Raw genomic sequence first — 20,792 nt, 5'->3', positions numbered from 1 at the left:
CATGAGTACAACACCGCAATCTTCTAGTGAGAAAGAGATTGATTTATTTGAAATGAAAGACAATCTTGGAAACCTGACATCTGGAGTTACCAAAAGAGCCGTTCAATTCATTTCGTTTTTTATCAATAATCGAAAAAAAATTATCCTGCTTTTTGTCATAGGTATTGTCTTGGGTGTAGGCGCTGATTATCTAACGAAATCTTACACTACACAAGTTATTGTTACCCCAAATTTTGGAAGTAATGATTATTTGTATTCCAAAGTAGACTTAATCAATTCTAAAATAGTTCAAGGGGATACCGTTTTCTTGAAAAATGTAGTGGGTATTAAAGAACCTAAAAAAGTGGCTGAAGTAACAGTAAAACCGATTACCGATATCTATCGTTTTATTGAAAACCGTCCGAATAATTTTGAATTGATTCGGTTGATGTCTGAGGATGCTGATATCAAAAAAATTATTGAAGACAAAGTAACGAGTAAAAATTACCCGTACCATGAAATTTTGATTATTACCTCCAAACCAACAACCCAAGATAAAGTGGTTACCCCGATTTTGAATTTTGTAAATCAATCGGATTATTTCAAAAGACTTCAAGTGATAAACATTCAGAATGTTAAAAATAAAATTCAAGCCAATGATTTGATCATCAAGCAGATTGATGGAGTTCTTAATGGTTTTTCAAATGAAGTTAATGGTAATCAAAAAAGTGATAAATTGGTTTATTTTAATGAAAATACCCAATTGAACGACATTATTAAATCAAAGAATGATTTGGTAATTGAGCAAGGGAATCATAAAATTGAATTAGTTAATTTCGAGAAAATTATCAAAGAGATCAACACGTCTCTCAACTTAAAAAACACAAGTGGATTAAACGGTAAGTTAAAGTTCGTTTTCCCATTTTTATTTGTTTTAATTTTCACCATTTTCCGCTTTTTCAAGAAGATTTATAAACTTCAAGCTAAAATATAATGAAAGGCATCATTCTCGCAGGAGGTTCTGGTACACGATTACACCCGTTGACATTAGCAGTTTCAAAACAGTTAATGCCCATTTATGATAAACCGATGATTTATTATCCGTTATCCACATTGATGTGGTCGGGAATTCGTGAAATACTCATTATTTCAACACCACATGACTTACCATTATTCCAACAACTGTTGGGGGATGGTTCTCGTTTAGGATGTCGATTTGAATATGCGGTTCAAGAACATCCGAACGGATTAGCAGAAGCCTTTATCATTGGAAAAGAGTTTGTGGGGAATGATAAAGTAGCCTTAATTTTAGGAGACAATATCTTTTACGGTACAGGTTTAGCCGAGTTATTGCAAACCAATAACAATCCAGAGGGTGGTATTATTTATGCCTATCATGTTCAAGATCCTGAGCGCTATGGAGTGGTTGATTTTGATAAAGAGGGAAATGTACTTTCAATTGAGGAGAAACCAGAACATCCTAAATCCAATTATGCCGTACCGGGAATTTATTTCTATGATAATTCGGTGTTGGATATCGCTGCCAACATTCAACCGAGTCCACGTGGTGAATTGGAAATTACCGATGTCAATAAAGAATATTTAAAACAAGGCAGATTAAAAGTGAGCATACTTGACCGAGGAACGGCTTGGTTAGATACAGGAACATTTCCGTCGTTAATGCAAGCGGGTCAATTTGTTCAGGTGATCGAAGAACGCCAAGGATTAAAAATTGGCGCCATTGAAGAAGCGGCTTTTAAAATGGGTTATATCGATGCTCATCAATTGGAAACCATCGCTCAACCGCTATTGAAGAGTGGTTATGGCGTTCATTTGATGTCACTTTTAGAACGATAATATGGAGTGTATTCAAACGGAACTAGAAGGCGCTTTTATCCTTAATCCAAAAATAATTCGCGATGAACGGGGTTATTTTATGGAAAGTTTTAACGAACAAACCTTTGAAAGAATTACAGGTCAACACGTACATTTTGTACAAGATAATCAATCGTATTCTTCCAAAGGTGTTTTAAGAGGATTACATTACCAATGTGGCGAACATGCACAAGCCAAACTTGTACGCGTTTTACAAGGCGAAGTTTGGGATGTCGCCGTTGATATTCGCCCGGATTCACCAACGTATGGCAAACATGTTGGTGTCTTATTAAGTGGAGAAAACCAAAAGCAATTTTTTATTCCTCGCGGATTTGCCCATGGATTTATCGTACTCAGTGATACCGCTACTTTTTTCTATAAATGTGATAATTATTACAACAAAGAAAGCGAAGGAGGAATTATTTACAATGATGTTGAAATCGGTATCGATTGGCAAATGGAAAGAGATACTTTAATTATCTCTGATAAAGACAAAGCGCTTCCCGATTTTAAAAACGCACGTAACGTATGGTAATAGTAGTCACTGGAGCTGCGGGTCAGTTGGGTCAATCGTTGCAACATGTGGCTCAAAAATTCACCGATATTGAATGGGTGTTTTGCGATTCTGCAACCCTTGATATTACCGATGCGTCTTCAACACAAGAATTATTTTTACAGAAAAAACCGAATTACTGCATCAATGCTGCGGCGTATACCGCTGTGGATAAAGCCGAATCTGAATCGGAGAAAGCGTATTTAATTAACGCAACGGGTCCGGAAAATCTGGCTAAAATTTGTGCTAAGTTTGGGACCACTTTGATACATATTTCTACCGATTTTGTTTTTGACGGCACCCAAACGACACCCTATGTAGAAACAGATCCAACGGCTCCACTTGGCATTTACGGCGCGAGTAAATTAGCAGGGGAATTGGCAATTCAACAGCATGGTAACGCTTACTATATTATTCGAACTTCCTGGGTTTATTCTCCTTTTGGGAATAATTTTATGAAGACGATGTTGCGATTAGCTGCGGAACGGGACAGTTTATCTATTGTAAATGATCAAATTGGCACACCAACAAATGCCTTAGATTTAGCGGTTGCGTTAATTGAATTAATTCAAAAAGACAACACAATGGAGGTTCATCCTTATGGGATTTATCATTACAGTAATGAAGGGCAATGCAGTTGGTTTGAATTTGCCAAAGCCATTTTTGAAAAAAACACGATCACTATACCGGTTCAACCCATTACATCCGATCAATTTCCTACACCAGCAAATCGTCCCGCCTACAGTGTAATGGATAAGGCAAAAATTAAAAGGAATTTTGACATTGCGATTTTAGATTGGAAGGAAAGTTTGTTAACTTTATAGTTAAAATTGTAAGCCATGAATCGATTGCTTTTACTTTTTATTTTCTTTTCACAAATTATTCATGGTCAATATTGGTATCCCGATACGAGTTTTGGCAATTCAGGAAAATTAATAAACACGAGTTCTACCTACTTAGCAACCCGTATTTTTTTTGAAAATAATAAATACATAGTCGTACAAAACTTGAATGAAGTTATAAGTTATAACTACGATGGTACAATAAACACATTATTTGGTGTAAACGGGAAAACATCTTTGGTTTTTAATTCCAATCTTATCGAAGTTAAAAATGCTAAAGTTGTTAATAACAGTTTGTATGTTTTTGGTCGCTATGGCGCATCAGATTACACGTGTGTACTTTACAAGATGTCATTAGATGGCCAATTAGATAGTTCATTTGGGACAAATGGTAGAGTTATTATCGATTTTGGCTCTACGAGTGATGCATTAAATGATGTGGCTGTTTTACCCGACGGATCAATTTTTGGTTTAGGATATAACAATAGTAATGTAGTTATCGCGAAATGGAATTCTTCAGGGGTATTGGATACAAATTTCAATGGAACAGGCTTAAAAACTTTTTATTTTAACAATTCAACGGAAACCGCCAGTGGCGCATCCATCCACATATCAGGCAATGAATTTTACATTATTGGGATTTCAAGATTTCAGAATTTCAAATATTTATCCGTTGCGAAAGTAGATTTAAACATGGATCCTGTAACCACTTTTGGCATAAACGGACTTTTAAATCAAGTTCTTGGAAACCCAACAGATATAACAAGTTATACGTTGAGAGGATCAAATCTAATAAATAATGAAGCGCTTTATTTTATATTATATGAAGCTTCTTCTTCAAGTTCGCAAAATCATTATTTAGGAAAATTAAATATCAATACAGGAACATTCTTCAAACATTTTATTTCACTACCCTATAGCAATCCTTGTTTTGAAATTCTCAGCGACAATTCAATTTACACATCTGGCTTTAATAGATGTTCTGGTTCTTCAGGAAATTGCGACCGAGACTATTTAATATATAAAAAAACACCTACTGGAGTAGCGGATTTAACGTACAATCAAACCGGTATGTTTACATATGATTTTTTCCCATCAGACGCTATTTCAGATGATGTGTCAACGGCATTTTATGTTCATAATGATGGAAAAATTGTAATAGGAGGAAAAATATACAATCCATTTACTACAGGAGGGTCGGGGATGACATTATTACGAATTGCTGAAAGTCCACTTTCAAATTCTAATTTGACTCAAGCCCAATTTACTGTTTTTCCAAATCCAGTAAAAGATTTCTTTTTCATTCAAGACAAAGAAAATGAATCTGTTAATGAAGTAAGGATTTTAAATCCATTAGGGAGCTGTGTGATTGCATTGCATTCGGTTGAAAGCAATTCCGTTGATATTTCTCATTTAAATCCAGGTGTTTATTTTGTGTATATCAAAACAAATTCCGCATTTGAATTTGTAAAAATCATTAAAAATTAGTGAAGGATTTAGTATCTTTCGGCCCAATTTATAGAAGTTTATATTTTAAAAAATGAAACCATTTGTTATGAAAATTCGTTTATTTCTAGTAGGATTCCTTGTTTCTGTTAGTTTAATTTCATGTAAAAACAGTGAAGAAAAAACACAAGAGCCTGTTGCTAATCAAGAGACAAAACCCACTAACGCTTTTAGAATTACATTAACAGCAATTGTTCCCAACGATGATAGTTTTCAATTGTATTATTCACAAGATGCTTATGGAACACCATACAAAGAAGAAAACTCATTGTGGAAAGAAATGAAAGGGTCACCTAACCCGCAAGATATTGTATTTGATTTGCCTGAAGATGTTTTTCCTTCCTTTTTAAGAATGGATTTTGGCACCAATGAAAACCAAAAAGAAATCACAGTACGAAATTTTAAAATTGAGTACATGAATAAAAAGTTTGAAGCTCATGATGCTCAATTCTTCAATTATTTTATTCCAAATGAAAGTATAAAATCAACGGATAAAGTACTTTCAAAAGTAATATTAGGAAAAAAACCTGATAACACCTATGACCCGCTATTCTACTCAGAAAAGGCGTTATATGATGAAATTCAGAAGTTAATAAAATAACGTAATTTAGCCACCTGAGGGTGGTTTTTTTATGATGACTCCCTAAGGGCAAACAGACGTAGATGAATCTCGAGAAAATAAGTCATTTTATACGCAGCAAAAAAGCATGGGATTTTTTGATTTATGGTTTTGGACAAGCCGTAAATTTAATTAGTCCTGTGATAATTGTTCCGTATGTGATTTTTGTCTGCGGAGAAGCAGGATTGGGAAAAATTGGCGTCGGATTTTCATTCGCACTTCTAGTGAATGTTTGGGTTGATTACGGTTCCTATATCAACGGAACACGAGAAATAGCCACCAATACCTCTAATCCTGACCAAATCGAAGAGCGTTTTCTGACGATTTATGGGGCGAAATTTATGCTCTTGTGTTTCTTTTTATTGGTTGCCGCTCTAATTATTTCGACCGTCCCATTTTTCCGATCCGATTGCACCCAATTGCTGTTGAGTTTGGTGATGGTAGTAGGTCAATTTTTAAATCCGACCTGGTTTCTACAAGGTGTGCAAAATTTTGCGTGGATTACAGTCATCAATATTCTTTCCAAAGGGATATATATTGCTGGTGTTCTGCTCTTCGTTAATCAGTCAAATGACTACATTTATGTCAATTTTTTTAATGGAATAGGACTAATCATTCCTTCGTTAATCGGCATTATTTATCTCATTCAAAAGAATCAATTTAACCTTCGTAAATTCAAATTTGCATCCTCCATTCAATTAATTCGCAACGAATTTTCACTTACGGTTTCGCAGGTATTTTTTGCCGCGTATCAATTTGCTCCTGTGATGATTGTGAGTTATTTCTGTGGCAATTTTGTGGCAGGACAATACCGCGTTATCGAACATATCGTGATGATTTTTCGAACCTATTTGCAAACGTTTTTCAATTTCATTTATCCCGAAATATGTGTGCAAATCGATAAAGACAATTCCAAAGGTTTCCAGTTTTGGTTAAAAGTAAACGGAATCAATTATCTAATTGTTTTCGTTTTGATCGCCGTAATATTCTTTAATACTCCGATAATTTTACAGTTTTTCAAAGTCAATGCCCACGATATTACCGTATTGAGTTCGTATTTTAAACTCGGTTTAGCCCTACCGATATTTATGGGATTGACCTTTGCCGTTCGGCAATTAATGTTTGCCTATAATTCCAGTTATTATTACGTTAGAATTACTATAATCGCTACAATAGCCTATCTTTTTTTAATGATCTTCTTGTTAAAACAAATGGGGTTGTCGGGTGCTTTTATCGCCACAATTATCATTGAAATATTCATTATTATTTCCTACTTTGTAATCCTTAAAAAAATGGATTCAAAAAAGTCGATATGACCTTAAATTTCACAGAGAATTCCTTTCTTACCAAAATGTTATACACCTTATGTGTTTTGGTTTTGTTGCTTAACAGTTACGAAACCACTTTTGTTGTTTGGGGATTCACGGCTTTTATTACCTTACGAAAAAAATACTCCGTTACTTTTTTACGATTACAATTGTTATTGGGTTTGGTTATCCTTGTAGCGTTATTCAGCGCACAGTTTACCGCCCACAAATCCTATGTATATTTTAAAGATATTAGTTATTTGCTCAAGCCCATGCTTGGTTTGGCCGTGGGGTACAACATCTGTAAAATAAACGGGAAACGATTTTTTTCAACCGCCTTGTATGCAGGAGTTTTATTAGCCATCATTCATATTTTAACCATCCTTGTTTGCTTTTTTATTTTCAAAATAACCACAATGCACTTGTTGCGTCACTACGGCGGTTATTTTAACGATTATGAAATCTATACATTGGTGTTGTTGATTTTTCCCAAAGAATTTCAAATCAAAATCAATCCCAAAACCCGATTTATTTTTATCGTATTACTTTCCATTTCTGCCTTTTTGTATTTGGCCCGAACCAACATGATTCAGTTTGTTGTTTTGATCATGGCCATCAAAGGATATTTTATTTTAAACGCCAAAAACATCAAATATTTAATCTCTTTTAGCGCCATTGTTTTGGCCGCTTATGCCGCTATATATTACTCCAATCCGTCGAGAAAAGGCGAGGGGCTTGAAGCTTTTTTGTATAAAATAAAAATTGCCCCAATTGAATCGTTTAAGACCAAAATCAATGAAGAAGATTGGAAAGATTTTAACGATAATTACCGCTCATTTGAAAATATTATCACGGTTCGCCAAGTTACTGATAGAGGTTTTCCAACCATTTTAATTGGTAAAGGAATGGGCTCTACTATTGATCTTGGCAGGGAAATGTGGACCAACGACCAAGAGTTTATTCGTTATGTTCCCGAATTGCACAATACCTACATGACGATGTATCTTAAAGCGGGGTTAATAGGTGTTTTTTTAACCGTGTTATTTATGGTCTTTTTGGGTAAAATGAAAGTTACCTCAGACCCGCTAGTTTACCATCTTAATTTGTTATTATTAGGAAGTGCTATCTTTTTAATTGTTTCGAATTGGGTGTTTTTGGGACTGTATTTAAAACTAGATAATAAATCCATTTTACTTGGTTTTTTGATTGCTTACAGAGAATTAATTATGGCTTCAAAAACATCCCCAATTTCAGTGAAAAATGAGTACTAGAATTAAAATATTTGTAGACTGTCATGTGTTCGATTATGGATTTCAAGGTTCGCGAACGTACATTCAAGGTCTTTATGCCGAATTGGTTAAAAACAAGTCGTATGATTTTTATTTTGCAGCTACAGATGTGGTCAACTTGGCCAAGTGTTTTGAGAAAGCAGACAATGTTTTCTTTATTGAATACAAATTAAAAAGTAAATTTTTCAGGTTGCTTTTCGATATCCCGTATCTTATTAAAAAGCTGAAAATCGATTACGCCCATTTCCAATATATCGTTCCGCCCATAAAAATGTGTCGCTATATTAATTCGATGCACGATATTTTGTTTTTGGAGAAAAGAGAATATTTTCCAGCTTCCAATCGCATTAAAAATGCTTTTTTGTACCGACTTAGTGGCAAGATATCGGACTTGATTTTGACCGGCTCTTATTTTTCCAAAAACAGTATTGAAAAACATTTCCAACTGAACAATGTGGCCGTCACAGTTTATGGCGTGGAAGATTTGTTTTTTGAAAAATTTGACCGGAACGAACAGCAACAACGGGTGAAAGAAAAGTTCGGGTATGAAAACTACATCCTTTACATTTCGAGACACGAACCCAGAAAAAACCACTACCTCTTATTAAAATCGTATGTGGATTTACAATTACATCACAGCAGCGACTTAGTGCTCATCGGCGATGTAACCTTTCACGATCCAAAGTTTGATCAACTGTATCAATCCTTAAGTCCGGAAATTAAAAGTAAGATTCATCTTTTAAATAAGGTTCCGTATTCCGATTTGATTTTAATCTTACGCGGCGCTACGGTAGCCGTTTATCCTTCCATTGCCGAAGGTTATGGTTTGCCACCGCTGGAATCGGCTGCAGCGGGAATTCCAACCCTCTGTTCGAATGCGACTTCTATGGCTGAATTTGATTTTTTTGGAGATGATTTTTTTGATCCCTTAAATGAGGAAGAATTTAAAATCAAATTAGCCGATAAAATATCCAATCCGAATCCTGAAAAGGCATTAGAAATGTCTAAATTAGTGGCCGAAAAGTACAATTGGAAAGTAGCGTCCGACGCTTACCTTGAAATACTTCAAGCAGATATTAGAAAAAAATAGTAATGAAGAATGCAATTATAACCGGAATTACCGGTCAAGATGGAGCCTATTTAACCCAGTTATTATTACAAAAAGGGTATCGCGTATTTGGAACGTACCGTCGTTCAAGTTCGATGAACTTTTGGCGTTTGGAAGAATTAGGCGTGGTTAATCACCCTAATCTGACACTGGTTGAATTTGATTTGAATGATATTACTTCATGTATTCGACTACTTGAATCTTGTCAACCCGACGAATTTTATAATTTGGCAGCCCAAAGCTTTGTTGGTGTTTCTTTTGACCAACCTATTTATACAGCGCAAGCTTCAGGAATTGGCGCTTTAAACATCTTAGAAGCTATTCGTATAGTCAATAAAAAAATAAAATTTTACCAAGCTTCCACCTCGGAAATGTTTGGAAAAGTTCAAGAAATTCCCCAAACGGAAAACACCCCGTTTTACCCGAGAAGTCCGTATGGATTTGCTAAATTGTTTGCCCATTGGGCAACTGTGAATTACCGTGAAAGTTACGATATGTTTGCAGTGAGCGGTATTTTATTTAACCACGAATCACCGTTACGCGGCAAAGAATTTGTTACCCGAAAAATTACCGATACCGTTGCAAAAATTCATTTAGGAATGGCGCAAACTTTGGAATTGGGTAATTTAGATGCACAACGCGATTGGGGATTTGCCGGCGAATATGTGGAAGGTATGTACAAAATGCTACAATCCAGTGAGGCCGATTCTTTTGTACTGTCTACAAATCAAACCCAATCGGTTCGAAGATTTGTAGAAATTGCTTTTGAAAATATTGAAATTACGATAGATTGGAAAGGGGAAGGTGCGCTTGAAAAAGGCTACTGTGCTACCACAGGCAAAGAATTAGTTTCTATTAATCCCAAATATTACCGCCCTGCAGAAGTGGATTTATTAATTGGAAATGCGCAAAAAGCAAAAGATCTTTTGGGTTGGATTCCGAAAACTTCTCTTCACGAGTTGTGTACGATGATGGTTCAAGCTGACCTGACACGCAATCAACATGGAAAATCATTCTAAAACCATATTAATCACTGGAATCACTGGCTTTACAGGTGTTTATTTAAAAAAACATTTGGAAGGCAAAGGCTATCGTGTGGTAGGTTTTTCCAATTCAAAAAGTGATGATCCCTCTATTTTTCATTGCGATTTAACCCAGCCAGACCAAGTTCAAGCGGTTATCACCGAACTTTCTCCTGACTATGTTGTGCATCTAGCGGCCATTTCGTTTGTGCAACATCCAGTGACTCTGGATTTTTATGAAGTGAATGTTTTAGGGACACAAAACGTGTTAAAAGCCTGCTTGAATTTACCCAAACCCGTTACCAAGATTCTTTTAGCAAGTAGCGCAACCGTTTACGGGAATCAAATTGGGAGCGAATACCATGAATCCATGATTCCTAATCCGGTGAATCACTATGGAATCAGTAAATTAGCCATGGAACAAGTGGGTAAAATGTATTGGGAACAATTGCCCATATTAATGGTTCGACCCTTTAATTATACCGCTCCAGGACAAGAATCCCATTTCGTGATTCCCAAAATAGCCGCGGCTTTCACATCAAAAGCACCCCAATTAGAATTGGGTAATTTGGACGTCTATCGGGAATACAATGGTGTGAATTATGTAGTTGAAGTTTATGAACGACTCCTATTTTCAAAGGTTACGCAAGAAATTGTAAATGTGTGTTCTGGAAAAATGCATTCGTTGCATGAAATCTTAGATCTATTTTCACAAATCACAGGCCATCAACCCCAGATTTCTATCAATCCCCAGTTTGTGCGACCAAATGAAATCCAATATTTGTGTGGTTCGGTTCAAAAGTTAAAACAACTCATCGAACTCCCCACCAACAATGATTTAAGAGAATTACTGACTTCTTTTGTCAACTAAATTATTGATTTTTAGCCGTTCCACTTCCGAAGAAACGGTTTTTCGTTTTCACTAAAAAATTATAATTTTTGGCCAATTGCTTCTTCATAAAAGATGCATCTTCTTTCGGGAACCAATCCGTTGTACGAGGCTCTTCAATTAAGCGTTCATGAACTTGATAGGCATATGTCGCAATCGATGTGCGATAGCGACCTTCTGGGAAATTGGTCATATCATAACCGTGTAAGGTATAAGGACCACATTGTTGGATAATTAATCGGTTGAAGGGAACCGCAAGTTCCGCTTCGTCATTGGTACGTAAATCTTTGATTTTTAAATGACCTTTATAGTCTTCTTTCCAATCTTTATTTAAATACAGTAATAAATTCAATTCACGGTACCAATTTTTTTGAATCGGATGGTAGTTGAAATCCAAGTGCATGTCCAAGAAACTGTTCTTTTTCCCTTGATGTAATCCGCCACCGTGGTTTTTAGGGTCTACAAAAACCTTTTTATTAGTAATGAAGGTAAGTATTGAATTGAAACGCTCCGAAGCCAAATCGGAATACAATTCTTCCAATTCAGGACAAATTACTTTATAATTGGACTTTTCAAATTTATTGTTGGCAAAGGCATAATCCCGACTTTTATTCTCCAATTCAGGAATCTGATTGTACGCCACAGTTAGTTTTTCTTCATCACAAAATTGATCAATAATTAAATGAGGAAAAGGCTGTGCCGTGAGGTATTGTAATCGAAGTGATTCTAAATTTTGTTCTAAGTAGTCAAAGTTTATCATTGGAAATGCATTTACTTCACAAAATTAAGTATTAAACTTTAATTTGGCAGAGCGCTAAGAGGTTTTTCTTTATCAAAAAAATGAAAATAATGTTATTAATTCTGAAAGAATACAAGTAATTTTGTATTCCTGAATAAAAAAATTATGAAAATCGCCATTTTCGGTACCCGTGGAATTCCTAATCATTATGGGGGATTCGAACAATTTGCAGAGTATTTCTCTGTTTATTTAGCCGAAAAAGGTCACGAAGTAGTTGTCTACAATTCCCACAATCATCCCTATCAAGAACAACAATTCAAAGGAGTTCAAATCGTACATTGTTACGATCCCGAATACCGTATTGGAACGGCTGGTCAATTCATCTATGATTTGAATTGTATCTTGGATATGCGCAAACGCAATTTTGATATAATACTGCAACTCGGTTATACGAGCAGTTCCATATGGCATTTTTTATTGCCTAAAAAAGCACTAGTCATCACCAATATGGATGGTTTGGAATGGAAGCGAACGAAATATTCAAAACGTGTTCAACGGGTGTTGCTTTATGCAGAGCAATTAGCGGTAAAGAGTAGCGATTATTTAATTTCAGATTCGATAGGAATTCAAAAATACCTTCAAACCAAATACCATAAGCCTTCGGAATATATTGCTTATGGCGCCCACCTTTTTGAACAACCCGACGAAACCGTACTCTCAAAATACAACGTAGAAGCCTATAATTATCACATGATACTTGCCCGATTAGAACCCGAGAATAGTATCGAAATTATCTTGGATGGTGTTGCGCAAAGTAGCGATGAACAGCCGGTTTTGGTCATTGGAAATCATAATACGGCATTTGGTAATTATCTAAAAACCAAATACAAAGATTGCTCTAAAATTCGATTCATTGGTGCAGTATACGATATCAATCAACTGAACAATTTGCGGTATTTTTCCAATTTATATTTTCATGGGCATACTGTTGGAGGAACTAACCCTTCGTTGCTTGAAGCTATGGCCTCAAAAGCCCTTATTGTGGCGCATAACAACGAGTTCAATGCAGCAATTTTAAAAGAAAATGCGTTTTATTTTACATCGGCAGAAGATGTAAATAAAATACTAATTGAAACCAAAAAAAGTGATAACTTGCAGAAAATTGCAAATAATTTTGAGGCAATAGCCAACGAATTCAATTGGGAGATTATTAATGGCAAATATGCTCACTTTTTTGAAGAATGTTTTTCCAAGCGACGCAACGGGAAAACGGAATTATAATGAAATACTGCTTACTTTAGTAGCTGTCGCTATACCCACCAAATATATTTTCATTAGCTTGGCATTAATGCTTTATGTGGTATATGCATGCTATTTAGGGATTCGATATAAAACATTTGTTTTTAAAAAAGCTTTAGTTATTCCAGTTGTGTTTTATGGGATCATGTGTCTTTCTCTTTTTTGGACGCGGGATAAAGCGTTAACGCTTTCTGGATTGCAAAAAGAGTTGCCGTTTTTGTTTGTTCCAATCGCCATGATGATGACACCCAGAATTTCAAAGGATTCCATCAATCGAATTCTAAGAAATTACAGTTGGTTTATGGTGGTTTACGCACTCGTTTTTATTTTTCGTGCCATTATTCGTTTTATCACAACTAAAGACACTTCTGTTTTTTTCTACCATAATTTGGTAACCGAAGATTTAAATGCCATTTACATTTCTATTTTCGCTTCGTTAGGATTGCTCTATTTTGTGGCTAAGAATGACCATAAAACGGTAACAAAAGCCGCTTCCGTCATTCTATTTTTGTTTGTACTATTACTTTCTTCTAAAAGTATAATTACCATTGACGTCATCCTCATTATTGCGTTTTACGCTTTTTTTGCCGAAATACCTAAAAGTATTAAAACGGTTACCATTATCTCAGTAATCACCTTTGTTGTCTGTTCTTTTGTATTTGTAAAACAAGTAAGAGAACGCTTTTTGATTGAATATGAAACCGCTTTTGTAGACAATACTATTAATACCAAAATTGGGAATGGCAATGTCTACAACATTAGCTTGCACCAAGCATGGACACAAGATAAATTTGAACAAAATCATTTTTTCCCGGGTACTGCCTTGCGGGTTTTTCAAGTTCGGGTTTTCACAGAATTATTAGTTGAACATGCAATTTTATGGACGGGTTTTGGCCTTGAAGCTTCACAAGAGCAAATAAAAAGCAAAACACAGCAATATGGTTTGTACGGGAATTACGGCGATTTTAATTACCACAATCAATATGTTCAGACTTTTTCAGATTTAGGGATTTTCGGATTTTTATGTGTACTCATCATGGTTATTTGGAATTGTAAAAATGCATTTATTTCAAAAGATTTTCTTCATATAGCTTTCTCTATTACTATGATAATCCTATTTTTGTCTGAATCATTTTTCTGCAGACAACGCGGTATAGTATTTTTCATATTGCTCTACTGTTTATTTCAAAATGCAGAAGTGAAAATTTCAAAAAAATGAAGAGAATTTTAATCACTGGAGCAGCGGGTTTTTTGGGGTCCCACCTTTGTGATCGTTTTATATCGGAAGGCTACTTTGTGATTGGAATGGACAATTTAATTACAGGGGATTTAAAAAACATCGAACATCTTTTTAAAGAATCCAATTTTGAGTTTTATCATCACGATGTGACCAAGTTTGTTCACGTTCCAGGGGAATTAGATTATATCCTTCATTTTGCTTCACCGGCAAGTCCGATTGATTATTTAAAAATTCCGATTCAAACCTTAAAAGTAGGTTCGCTTGGCACTCACAATTTATTGGGATTGGCGCGCGTTAAGAAAGCCCGTATTTTAATTGCATCCACTTCTGAAGTTTATGGTGATCCACTCGTGCATCCGCAAACCGAAGATTATTACGGAAATGTCAATACCATTGGACCACGTGGCGTTTATGATGAAGCCAAACGTTTTCAAGAATCCATCACTATGGCTTACCATACTTTTCATGGTGTGGAAACCCGTATTGTACGCATATTTAACACTTATGGTCCACGTATGCGACTGAACGATGGCCGTGTCATTCCAGCGTTTATTGGTCAAGCTTTGCGCGGTGAAGACCTTACCATTTTTGGTGATGGTCATCAAACTAGATCGTTTTGTTATGTAACAGATCAAGTGGAAGGGATTTATCGCTTATTATTATCGGACTATCATTTACCCGTTAATATTGGGAATCCAGACGAAATTACTATTAAAGACTTTGCCGAAGAAATTATAAAATTAACCGGGACAACCCAAAAGATTGTTTACAGGCCATTACCCGAAAACGATCCGTTACAACGTCAACCCGATATTACTAAGGCTAAAGAAATTCTGGGTTGGGAGCCAAAAGTGGGTCGCGCCGAAGGAATGAAACGCACCTATGATTATTTTAAATCGTTATCCAGCGAAGAACTTTTACGCGAAGACCACAAGGATTTTTCGAAATATATTATTTAATGAAGCCAAAAGTAGGTAGATATTCGGGGTACTTAAGACCCTTTACATATGCCTTCGACTGGGCAGTTATCAATGTATTGGCGTATTTTTTACTGCCAGATGAATTTATATCGCTCTACTTTTCTTTTTTTATATCCTTTTGTTGGTTCATCATCGCCATCAACACCGATTTTTATGAAGTGTACCGCTTTACCAAAGTGGTTTCGATATTTAATAAAATCGTCAAGCAATTTTCCTTATTTACAATAATCTGTTTTGCTTTTTCTGGGTTTTATTCCAAGACTACTGCTTCAGTTGAGATTCTTCACTACATTGTAACTTCGGTAGTTGTCATCACTTTTTTCAAACTTTCTATATTTTATTTACTTCGAAAATACCGCACATTATTTGGAGGGAATTACCGAAGAGTTGTAATTATCGGAAATGGTAAATCGGTTCCATTATTGGAAGAGTTTTTTAATAACAATCCCGATTATGGCTATAAACTAGAACATTCATTTGACTTAATAGAAGATAAGAAACAACAAATTGAATCATGTTTACAATATGTTCAAAGTCAAAATATTGACGAAATTTATTGTTCCCTTCATGATTTAGCCAATACTTACGTCAATCAAATCATTGATTTTTCTGACAATAATCTTAAAGTATTGAAATTTTTACCCGACAACAATGAGATTTTTACCAAGAATCTAAAGTTTGAATACTACGGTTATATTCCAGTAGCTTCGCTTCGAAATATTCCTTTGGATGAGTCGCTCAATAAATTTGTAAAACGATCTTTTGATATCCTTTTTTCACTTTTTGTCATTATCGGGTTGTTATCGTGGTTAACCCCTATTATTGGATTATTGATTAAATTGGAATCCAAAGGCCCCATCTTTTTTAAACAAAAAAGAAATGGTTTGAATTACGAGGAATTTGATTGTTATAAATTCCGTTCCATGCGCCCCAATGATTTTGCTAATTCGAAACAAGTTTCAAAAAATGACCCAAGAATTACTCGATTAGGCGCTTTTTTAAGGAAATCAAGTTTGGATGAATTACCTCAGTTTTTTAATGTCTTATTAGGTGATATGTCTGTCGTAGGGCCGCGTCCCCACATGATTAGTGAAACAGAGCGATTTGCGCAAAATGTCGACAAATTTATGGTGCGCCATTTTGTTAAACCGGGTATCACGGGATTAGCCCAAACACACGGTTTTCGCGGTGAAGTGGAAACCGATAAAGATATCATTTATCGTGTGAAATACGATATTTTCTATTTGGAAAACTGGTCACTTCTTTTGGACTTAAAAATTATTTTCCTTACTGTAGTTAATGCCGTAAAAGGCGAAGAAAAGGCGTATTAAAAGACATCATTGGCAAGTAAGCTTTTTACTTGTTTTTCAATGTCAAAAGTCTGTTTTGCTTGAGTAAAAATATTCGATTTCATTTCTCCCAATTTTTCTTTTGACAGTAAATCAATTGCTTTCAATTGAGCATTCATTGCATCATAATCACCCACAGGAACGACCCAGCCCATATTGTTTTCAAGTACAATGTTTTCTCCTTCGCCACCACCAAAATACAAAATAGGAAAACCCAAACTGCCGTATTCAAATATTTTGGAAGGAACCGAACCATAAATGCGCGTCGTTAAAGGAACAATGGCAATATCAAATCGTTTCAAGGTTTCATGTAATGCACTCCGTTCCATCATACCATGAAAAAAAATGGATTGCTCGGGATGAGCATTTAGATAGTTTTCAATTTCATTTTTTTCAGCGCCATCACCAAAGATATGCAGTTCAATTCGCGTTCCCGTTAATTCGATATTTCGGCACAAATCAAAAACACCTTGTGCAACACCTAAGAGTCCGGCGTAAAAGATTTTTATTGTAGGTTCTTGAGATATAATTAGTTCTAATTTCGATACCGCATGATCGGGAAAATTGCGGTACAAATAGCCTTTTTTATCGGGAAATAAGGTATGAACGTGATCGAGGATTTCCTGAGATTGACCCAACAGCAACGTTGCTTTTTTGTAAATAAAACGCTCCATAAAAAGGGAGATTTTATGCGAAAAGGAACCCTTTTTCAGCGCATTTAATTCAATTGCCGCCAAGGGCCACAAATCGGATACGTTTAGGATAATCTTTTTACGTTTTAAGGAAAGTACAGCGACTGATAAAAACGACAATAATAACGGCGGTGACTGGACAACGACTTTCTTCGGTGTTTTTTTGAACACTAAAAACAACACTAAAAACGTGGAAAATGAAAGTATAGACAAGATCCGCTTGAGCATGTTTTTACTATTGCTGGGATAAATCCAAAGTCGTTTGACCCGAATCCCTTTTTGGTATTCCGTTACAGAAAATTTTCCTTTGTATTCTGGGAATAGTTCTCCTTTGGGATAATTCCCTAACGGACATAAAACGGTAACATTACACTTGTTTTTTTGAAGTTGCAACGCCATTTGTTCAATACGATTGGCTGCTGCTCCTTTCTCTGGAGGATAATAATTGGAAATAATGAGTATATCCTGCATTAGATTTCTTTTTGCAACAAAATTTCGATAATTCGCTCCGATGCTTTACCATCCCATAAGTCGGGAATCCCTGCCTTTTTCATTCCATTTTGAAGAAAATCCGTGTAAGTTGCTACCAATTTTTCCACCTGTGTACCCACCAAATGATTAGTACCTATTGAAATGGTTTCCGGGCGTTCCGTATTATTGCGCATCGTGAAACAAGGAATGCCTAAAACGGTGGTTTCCTCGGAAATTCCTCCACTATCCGTGATGACTGCAAAACTATTGGCCACCAAATACATAAAGTTCAAATAGCCTTGCGGTTCAATAAAAATGATATTCGGTGTCTTTAATTGACGTTCGCCCAATATGGCTTTGGTTCGTGGATGAATGGGGAAAATGATTTTTTTACCTTGAGCTAATTGATCAATGCCTTCTAATAAACTAACCAACGAATCTTCTTCATCAACGTTAGCAGGACGGTGCAAAGTGAGGATAATATATTTTCCTTTTTCCAATTCCATGTCCACCCAAAAAGCGGGTTGTTCAAAGCGATGTTGGTTTTGATATAAGGTATCAATCATTACATTACCTACAAAATGAACTTGTTCTGGATTTGCTCCAAAACGAATCAAATTTTCAGTAGCTGAGGTGGAAGTGGTAAAGAAAAAATCGGTAATACTGTCGGTAACAATTCGGTTGATTTCTTCGGGCATGGTCATATCTCCAGAACGAATTCCCGCTTCGACATGGGTTACCTTGATATTCATTTTTTTGGCGACAATCGTACAGGCCATGGTCGAATTCACATCACCAACAACCAAAACCAAATCGGTTGGATTTTCCAACAATTCTTGTTCGAAAGCTACCATGATATTGGCCGTTTGTACCGATTGTGACCCGCTTTTTACTTCGAGATTCGCATCGGGTTTTGGGATATTCAGTTCTTCAAAAAACGTATCGCTGAGGTTTTTATCATAATGTTGACCGGTATGCACCAAACGATAGGAGAGTGGAGCTCCTGCTTTTTGTTTTTGTTCGATCGCCCGAATAATCGGAGCAATTTTGATGAAATTGGGTCGTGCACCAGCAACGATAGTAATTTTCATAATTTAATTTTTATAACCGATGGGTTTTCTAGTAGTAGGTTGAGTATCACTCAGCTCGTCCAAATACGAAAACACCAATTCAATATTTTTATCGTGGTTGTCCACTTTTTGTTCCAAATGCTGGATTTTTTCCTGTAATTCCGAATGGTCTAAAATCCATTGCCGCATTTGTGTAAACAAACGCATAATCTGAATATTCACCGAAATGGCTTGATCGGAATGAATGACACTTGAAAGCATGAGTATTCCGTGTTCGGTGAATGCATAGGGGAGTTTTCGATTCCCTCCTCAACTTGAGGTCGCAAATTGCGACTTCAAATTTTCAAATTCATAAGAATTCAATTGAAACATAAAATCCTCAGGAAATCGCGAAAGATTTCGTTTTACCGCTTCATTTAATCGTTTCGTTTCAATTCCATACAATTGGGCCAAATCGCGATCCAACAATACTTTTTGGTTCCGAATAACATAAATCTTATCCAGCACCGTTTCATTCGGGCGCATAGGTGTTTGCATAGGCGTAGAATTAAATAGTTATTTTGGTTTATAGCAAGGAAACAAATTGCTTTAGCTTCCCACTTTTACTTCGAACTAATTTATCTTTTCGAGAAAAATGAAAAGTAAGTCCCGATTCCAAATAGGTTTCAATCGCTTTTTCTATGTCTTTTATTTGAGATTCAGTTAAGGCGATCCGACTCACATATTCGATTTCAAAAGTATCAATTTTGGTTTGTTTTATCACAAATTCTTGCACATTTCCATCGTCTTCAATAATGCTTTTGGTGACATAATAGAAAGTAAGCCCCGGCGATTTTTTTCCACTGGGTAAAAGAGCAATATCATTAGTTCGGCCAATAAGTTTTTTTAATATCGGTTTTTGAGGTGTGCTTTTTTCATCCAAAACCCCAATATCTCCAATATCATAGCGAATAAACGGGTGGGCTTTGTTATATAATGATGTAATTACAACCCGACCCTCTTGACCGTTAGGCACCAGATTATCATTTTCGTCCAAAATCTCCACAAACAACGTTTCAGCATTTACTTGCCATTCGCCTTCCGGATTTTGAAACGCAATTAAATCCAATTCGGAAGCGCCATATTCATTGACGGTTGGAATCCCAAATTGTTTTTCTAAAAGAAGTTTATCTTCGGGAAACAACATTTCAGAAGTCACTACACAACATTTAAGAGTAGGACAAACTTCTTTTAAAATGATATTTTTTTGTTGTAAAAATTTGGCAAACAAAACAATCGAACTCGTATAGCCATTGATGTTATCAAACTTTTTTCTGCGAAAGGTTGCCAAAACATCTTCCAACACTTTGTCGGATAAATCAAAAATGGGAAACCGATATCGACCGCTGATAAAATCCTTAAAGCGTTCTTTTGGATATCCTATTTTGTCCAACGGAATCCCATAAAATCGTGCTTGATAGGAGTGGTTAAAATCAATACCAAATTGGCCAAATTTAGCAATGATATTGGCCCAAGTTAAGGCATGAGCTAATTTGTCTTTCGCAAAAATGAATGGATCACCGCTGGACCCCGAAGTTTTGTTAATGTACACATTTTTTAAAGAATATCCTTGCGATAGACGCTCTGCTAACGGTTTTTGAAAATGTTTTTTGGTCATGATGGGAAGGGATTCCCAAGCCAAATCCGATTTGCTTTGCAATAATTCTCGGTAAAGCGGATTGTTTTTCACATGAAAATCCACAATGGCTTTCTTTTGTTTCGAAAGATAATCGGAATACATTTCCGAAGGAATAGCCTTGATTTTCGCATATTCCCGTTGCGCTTCCTGCATCGGGAAACCATTTAAACGAAGCGATAAATCAAACAGTCGAAACACCCGATTGAAATTTTTTCAAAAATAACAAATTCATAGGAAGGCTGTGCGAAACTTTTTAAAAGATTGCCTTTCGCAAACGTCAAAAAC

At 35.8% G+C, this 20,792-nt stretch carries 21 protein-coding genes; 15 read left to right on the top strand and 6 right to left on the bottom strand.

Features of this window, described 5'->3' with window-relative positions:
* Position 1 precedes the first annotated feature (1 nt).
* The 11 genes from OLM45_RS03095 to OLM45_RS03045 all read left to right on the top strand — a co-directional run bounded on the left by OLM45_RS03095 (position 2) and on the right by OLM45_RS03045 (position 10,971).
* The gene (locus OLM45_RS03095; RefSeq protein WP_264511894.1) at positions 2–973 is read left to right on the top strand and encodes a hypothetical protein; all 972 of its coding nucleotides are present in this window, start codon (positions 2–4) and stop codon (positions 971–973) included.
* Positions 973–1,836, top strand: coding sequence for a glucose-1-phosphate thymidylyltransferase RfbA (gene rfbA / locus OLM45_RS03090; protein ID WP_264511892.1), 864 nt, complete (start codon positions 973–975; stop codon positions 1,834–1,836). The genes OLM45_RS03095 and rfbA overlap by 1 nt, the downstream gene beginning before the upstream one ends.
* 1 nt (position 1,837) lies before the next feature.
* Positions 1,838–2,389, top strand: a complete 552-nt coding sequence (rfbC, locus tag OLM45_RS03085; RefSeq protein ID WP_264511890.1) for a dTDP-4-dehydrorhamnose 3,5-epimerase — start codon at positions 1,838–1,840, stop codon at positions 2,387–2,389.
* Positions 2,383–3,231: a dTDP-4-dehydrorhamnose reductase gene (rfbD, locus tag OLM45_RS03080; RefSeq protein WP_264511888.1), complete on the top strand. Its 849-nt coding sequence runs from the start codon at positions 2,383–2,385 to the stop codon at positions 3,229–3,231. Before rfbC ends, rfbD begins: the two co-directional genes overlap by 7 nt.
* A gap of 15 nt (positions 3,232–3,246) precedes the next feature.
* A complete protein-coding gene (locus tag OLM45_RS03075; protein ID WP_264511886.1) occupies positions 3,247–4,737 on the top strand; it encodes a T9SS type A sorting domain-containing protein in 1,491 nt (496 codons plus the stop codon).
* A gap of 67 nt (positions 4,738–4,804) precedes the next feature.
* Positions 4,805–5,356 (top strand): hypothetical protein, encoded by a 552-nt coding sequence (locus OLM45_RS03070; protein ID WP_264511884.1) that lies wholly within the window; start codon positions 4,805–4,807, stop codon positions 5,354–5,356.
* 62 nt (positions 5,357–5,418) lie between these two features.
* The gene (locus OLM45_RS03065; protein ID WP_264511882.1) at positions 5,419–6,690 is read left to right on the top strand and encodes a lipopolysaccharide biosynthesis protein; all 1,272 of its coding nucleotides are present in this window, start codon (positions 5,419–5,421) and stop codon (positions 6,688–6,690) included.
* Positions 6,687–7,952, top strand: a complete 1,266-nt coding sequence (locus OLM45_RS03060; RefSeq protein WP_264511880.1) for a hypothetical protein — start codon at positions 6,687–6,689, stop codon at positions 7,950–7,952. The genes OLM45_RS03065 and OLM45_RS03060 overlap by 4 nt, the downstream gene beginning before the upstream one ends.
* Positions 7,942–9,060 carry a glycosyltransferase family 4 protein gene (locus tag OLM45_RS03055; protein WP_264511878.1) on the top strand — a complete coding sequence of 373 codons (1,119 nt, stop codon included), beginning with the start codon at positions 7,942–7,944 and terminating at the stop codon, positions 9,058–9,060. Before OLM45_RS03060 ends, OLM45_RS03055 begins: the two co-directional genes overlap by 11 nt.
* 2 nt (positions 9,061–9,062) lie before the next feature.
* Complete coding sequence (gene gmd, locus OLM45_RS03050) at positions 9,063–10,097, top strand: GDP-mannose 4,6-dehydratase (RefSeq protein WP_264511876.1); 1,035 nt, start codon at positions 9,063–9,065, stop codon at positions 10,095–10,097.
* Positions 10,081–10,971: a GDP-mannose 4,6-dehydratase gene (locus OLM45_RS03045; RefSeq protein ID WP_264511874.1), complete on the top strand. Its 891-nt coding sequence runs from the start codon at positions 10,081–10,083 to the stop codon at positions 10,969–10,971. The genes gmd and OLM45_RS03045 overlap by 17 nt, the downstream gene beginning before the upstream one ends.
* A gap of 1 nt (position 10,972) precedes the next feature.
* On the opposite strand, the gene OLM45_RS03040 is transcribed toward OLM45_RS03045, so the two are convergent.
* Entirely contained in the window at positions 10,973–11,749 is a 777-nt protein-coding gene (locus tag OLM45_RS03040) for a 2OG-Fe(II) oxygenase (RefSeq protein WP_264511872.1), read from the bottom strand.
* A 144-nt stretch (positions 11,750–11,893) separates the two neighbouring features.
* Between OLM45_RS03040 and OLM45_RS03035 the strand changes: the two genes are divergently transcribed.
* The 4 genes from OLM45_RS03035 to OLM45_RS03020 are packed head-to-tail and all read left to right on the top strand — an operon-like array spanning position 11,894 to position 16,578.
* Positions 11,894–13,009 carry a DUF1972 domain-containing protein gene (locus OLM45_RS03035; RefSeq protein WP_264511870.1) on the top strand — a complete coding sequence of 372 codons (1,116 nt, stop codon included), beginning with the start codon at positions 11,894–11,896 and terminating at the stop codon, positions 13,007–13,009.
* Positions 12,942–14,246 carry an O-antigen ligase family protein gene (locus tag OLM45_RS03030; RefSeq protein WP_264511868.1) on the top strand — a complete coding sequence of 435 codons (1,305 nt, stop codon included), beginning with the start codon at positions 12,942–12,944 and terminating at the stop codon, positions 14,244–14,246. The genes OLM45_RS03035 and OLM45_RS03030 overlap by 68 nt, the downstream gene beginning before the upstream one ends.
* Entirely contained in the window at positions 14,243–15,226 is a 984-nt protein-coding gene (locus OLM45_RS03025) for a UDP-glucuronic acid decarboxylase family protein (protein WP_129460335.1), read from the top strand. The genes OLM45_RS03030 and OLM45_RS03025 overlap by 4 nt, the downstream gene beginning before the upstream one ends.
* A complete protein-coding gene (locus OLM45_RS03020; protein ID WP_264511866.1) occupies positions 15,226–16,578 on the top strand; it encodes an undecaprenyl-phosphate glucose phosphotransferase in 1,353 nt (450 codons plus the stop codon). The genes OLM45_RS03025 and OLM45_RS03020 overlap by 1 nt, the downstream gene beginning before the upstream one ends.
* On the opposite strand, the gene OLM45_RS03015 is transcribed toward OLM45_RS03020, so the two are convergent.
* From OLM45_RS03015 to OLM45_RS02995, 5 genes are read right to left on the bottom strand one after another with little or no spacing between them, the layout of a single operon-like run.
* Positions 16,575–17,759: a glycosyltransferase family 4 protein gene (locus tag OLM45_RS03015; RefSeq protein WP_264511864.1), complete on the bottom strand. Its 1,185-nt coding sequence runs from the start codon at positions 17,757–17,759 to the stop codon at positions 16,575–16,577. The genes OLM45_RS03020 and OLM45_RS03015 overlap by 4 nt on opposite strands.
* Entirely contained in the window at positions 17,759–18,850 is a 1,092-nt protein-coding gene (gene wecB / locus OLM45_RS03010) for a non-hydrolyzing UDP-N-acetylglucosamine 2-epimerase (protein WP_264511862.1), read from the bottom strand. The genes OLM45_RS03015 and wecB overlap by 1 nt, the downstream gene beginning before the upstream one ends.
* Before the next feature lie 3 nt (positions 18,851–18,853).
* On the bottom strand, positions 18,854–19,090 hold the full coding sequence (locus tag OLM45_RS03005; protein ID WP_264511860.1) for a hypothetical protein: 237 nt from the start codon (positions 19,088–19,090) through the stop codon (positions 18,854–18,856).
* 48 nt (positions 19,091–19,138) lie between these two features.
* Complete coding sequence (locus tag OLM45_RS03000; protein WP_264511858.1) at positions 19,139–19,366, bottom strand: ORF6N domain-containing protein; 228 nt, start codon at positions 19,364–19,366, stop codon at positions 19,139–19,141.
* Positions 19,367–19,394: 28 nt separating this feature from the next.
* Complete coding sequence (locus OLM45_RS02995) at positions 19,395–20,705, bottom strand: phenylacetate--CoA ligase family protein (protein ID WP_264511856.1); 1,311 nt, start codon at positions 20,703–20,705, stop codon at positions 19,395–19,397.
* Between the last annotated feature and the right edge of the window lie 87 nt (positions 20,706–20,792).

The organism is Flavobacterium sp. N1719 (genome assembly GCF_025947045.1).
Classification (GTDB): Bacteria; Bacteroidota; Bacteroidia; order Flavobacteriales; family Flavobacteriaceae; genus Flavobacterium; species Flavobacterium stagni.
Note: the sequence above shows the minus strand (reverse complement) of the source record. Positions and strands in the feature narration are given on the sequence as shown.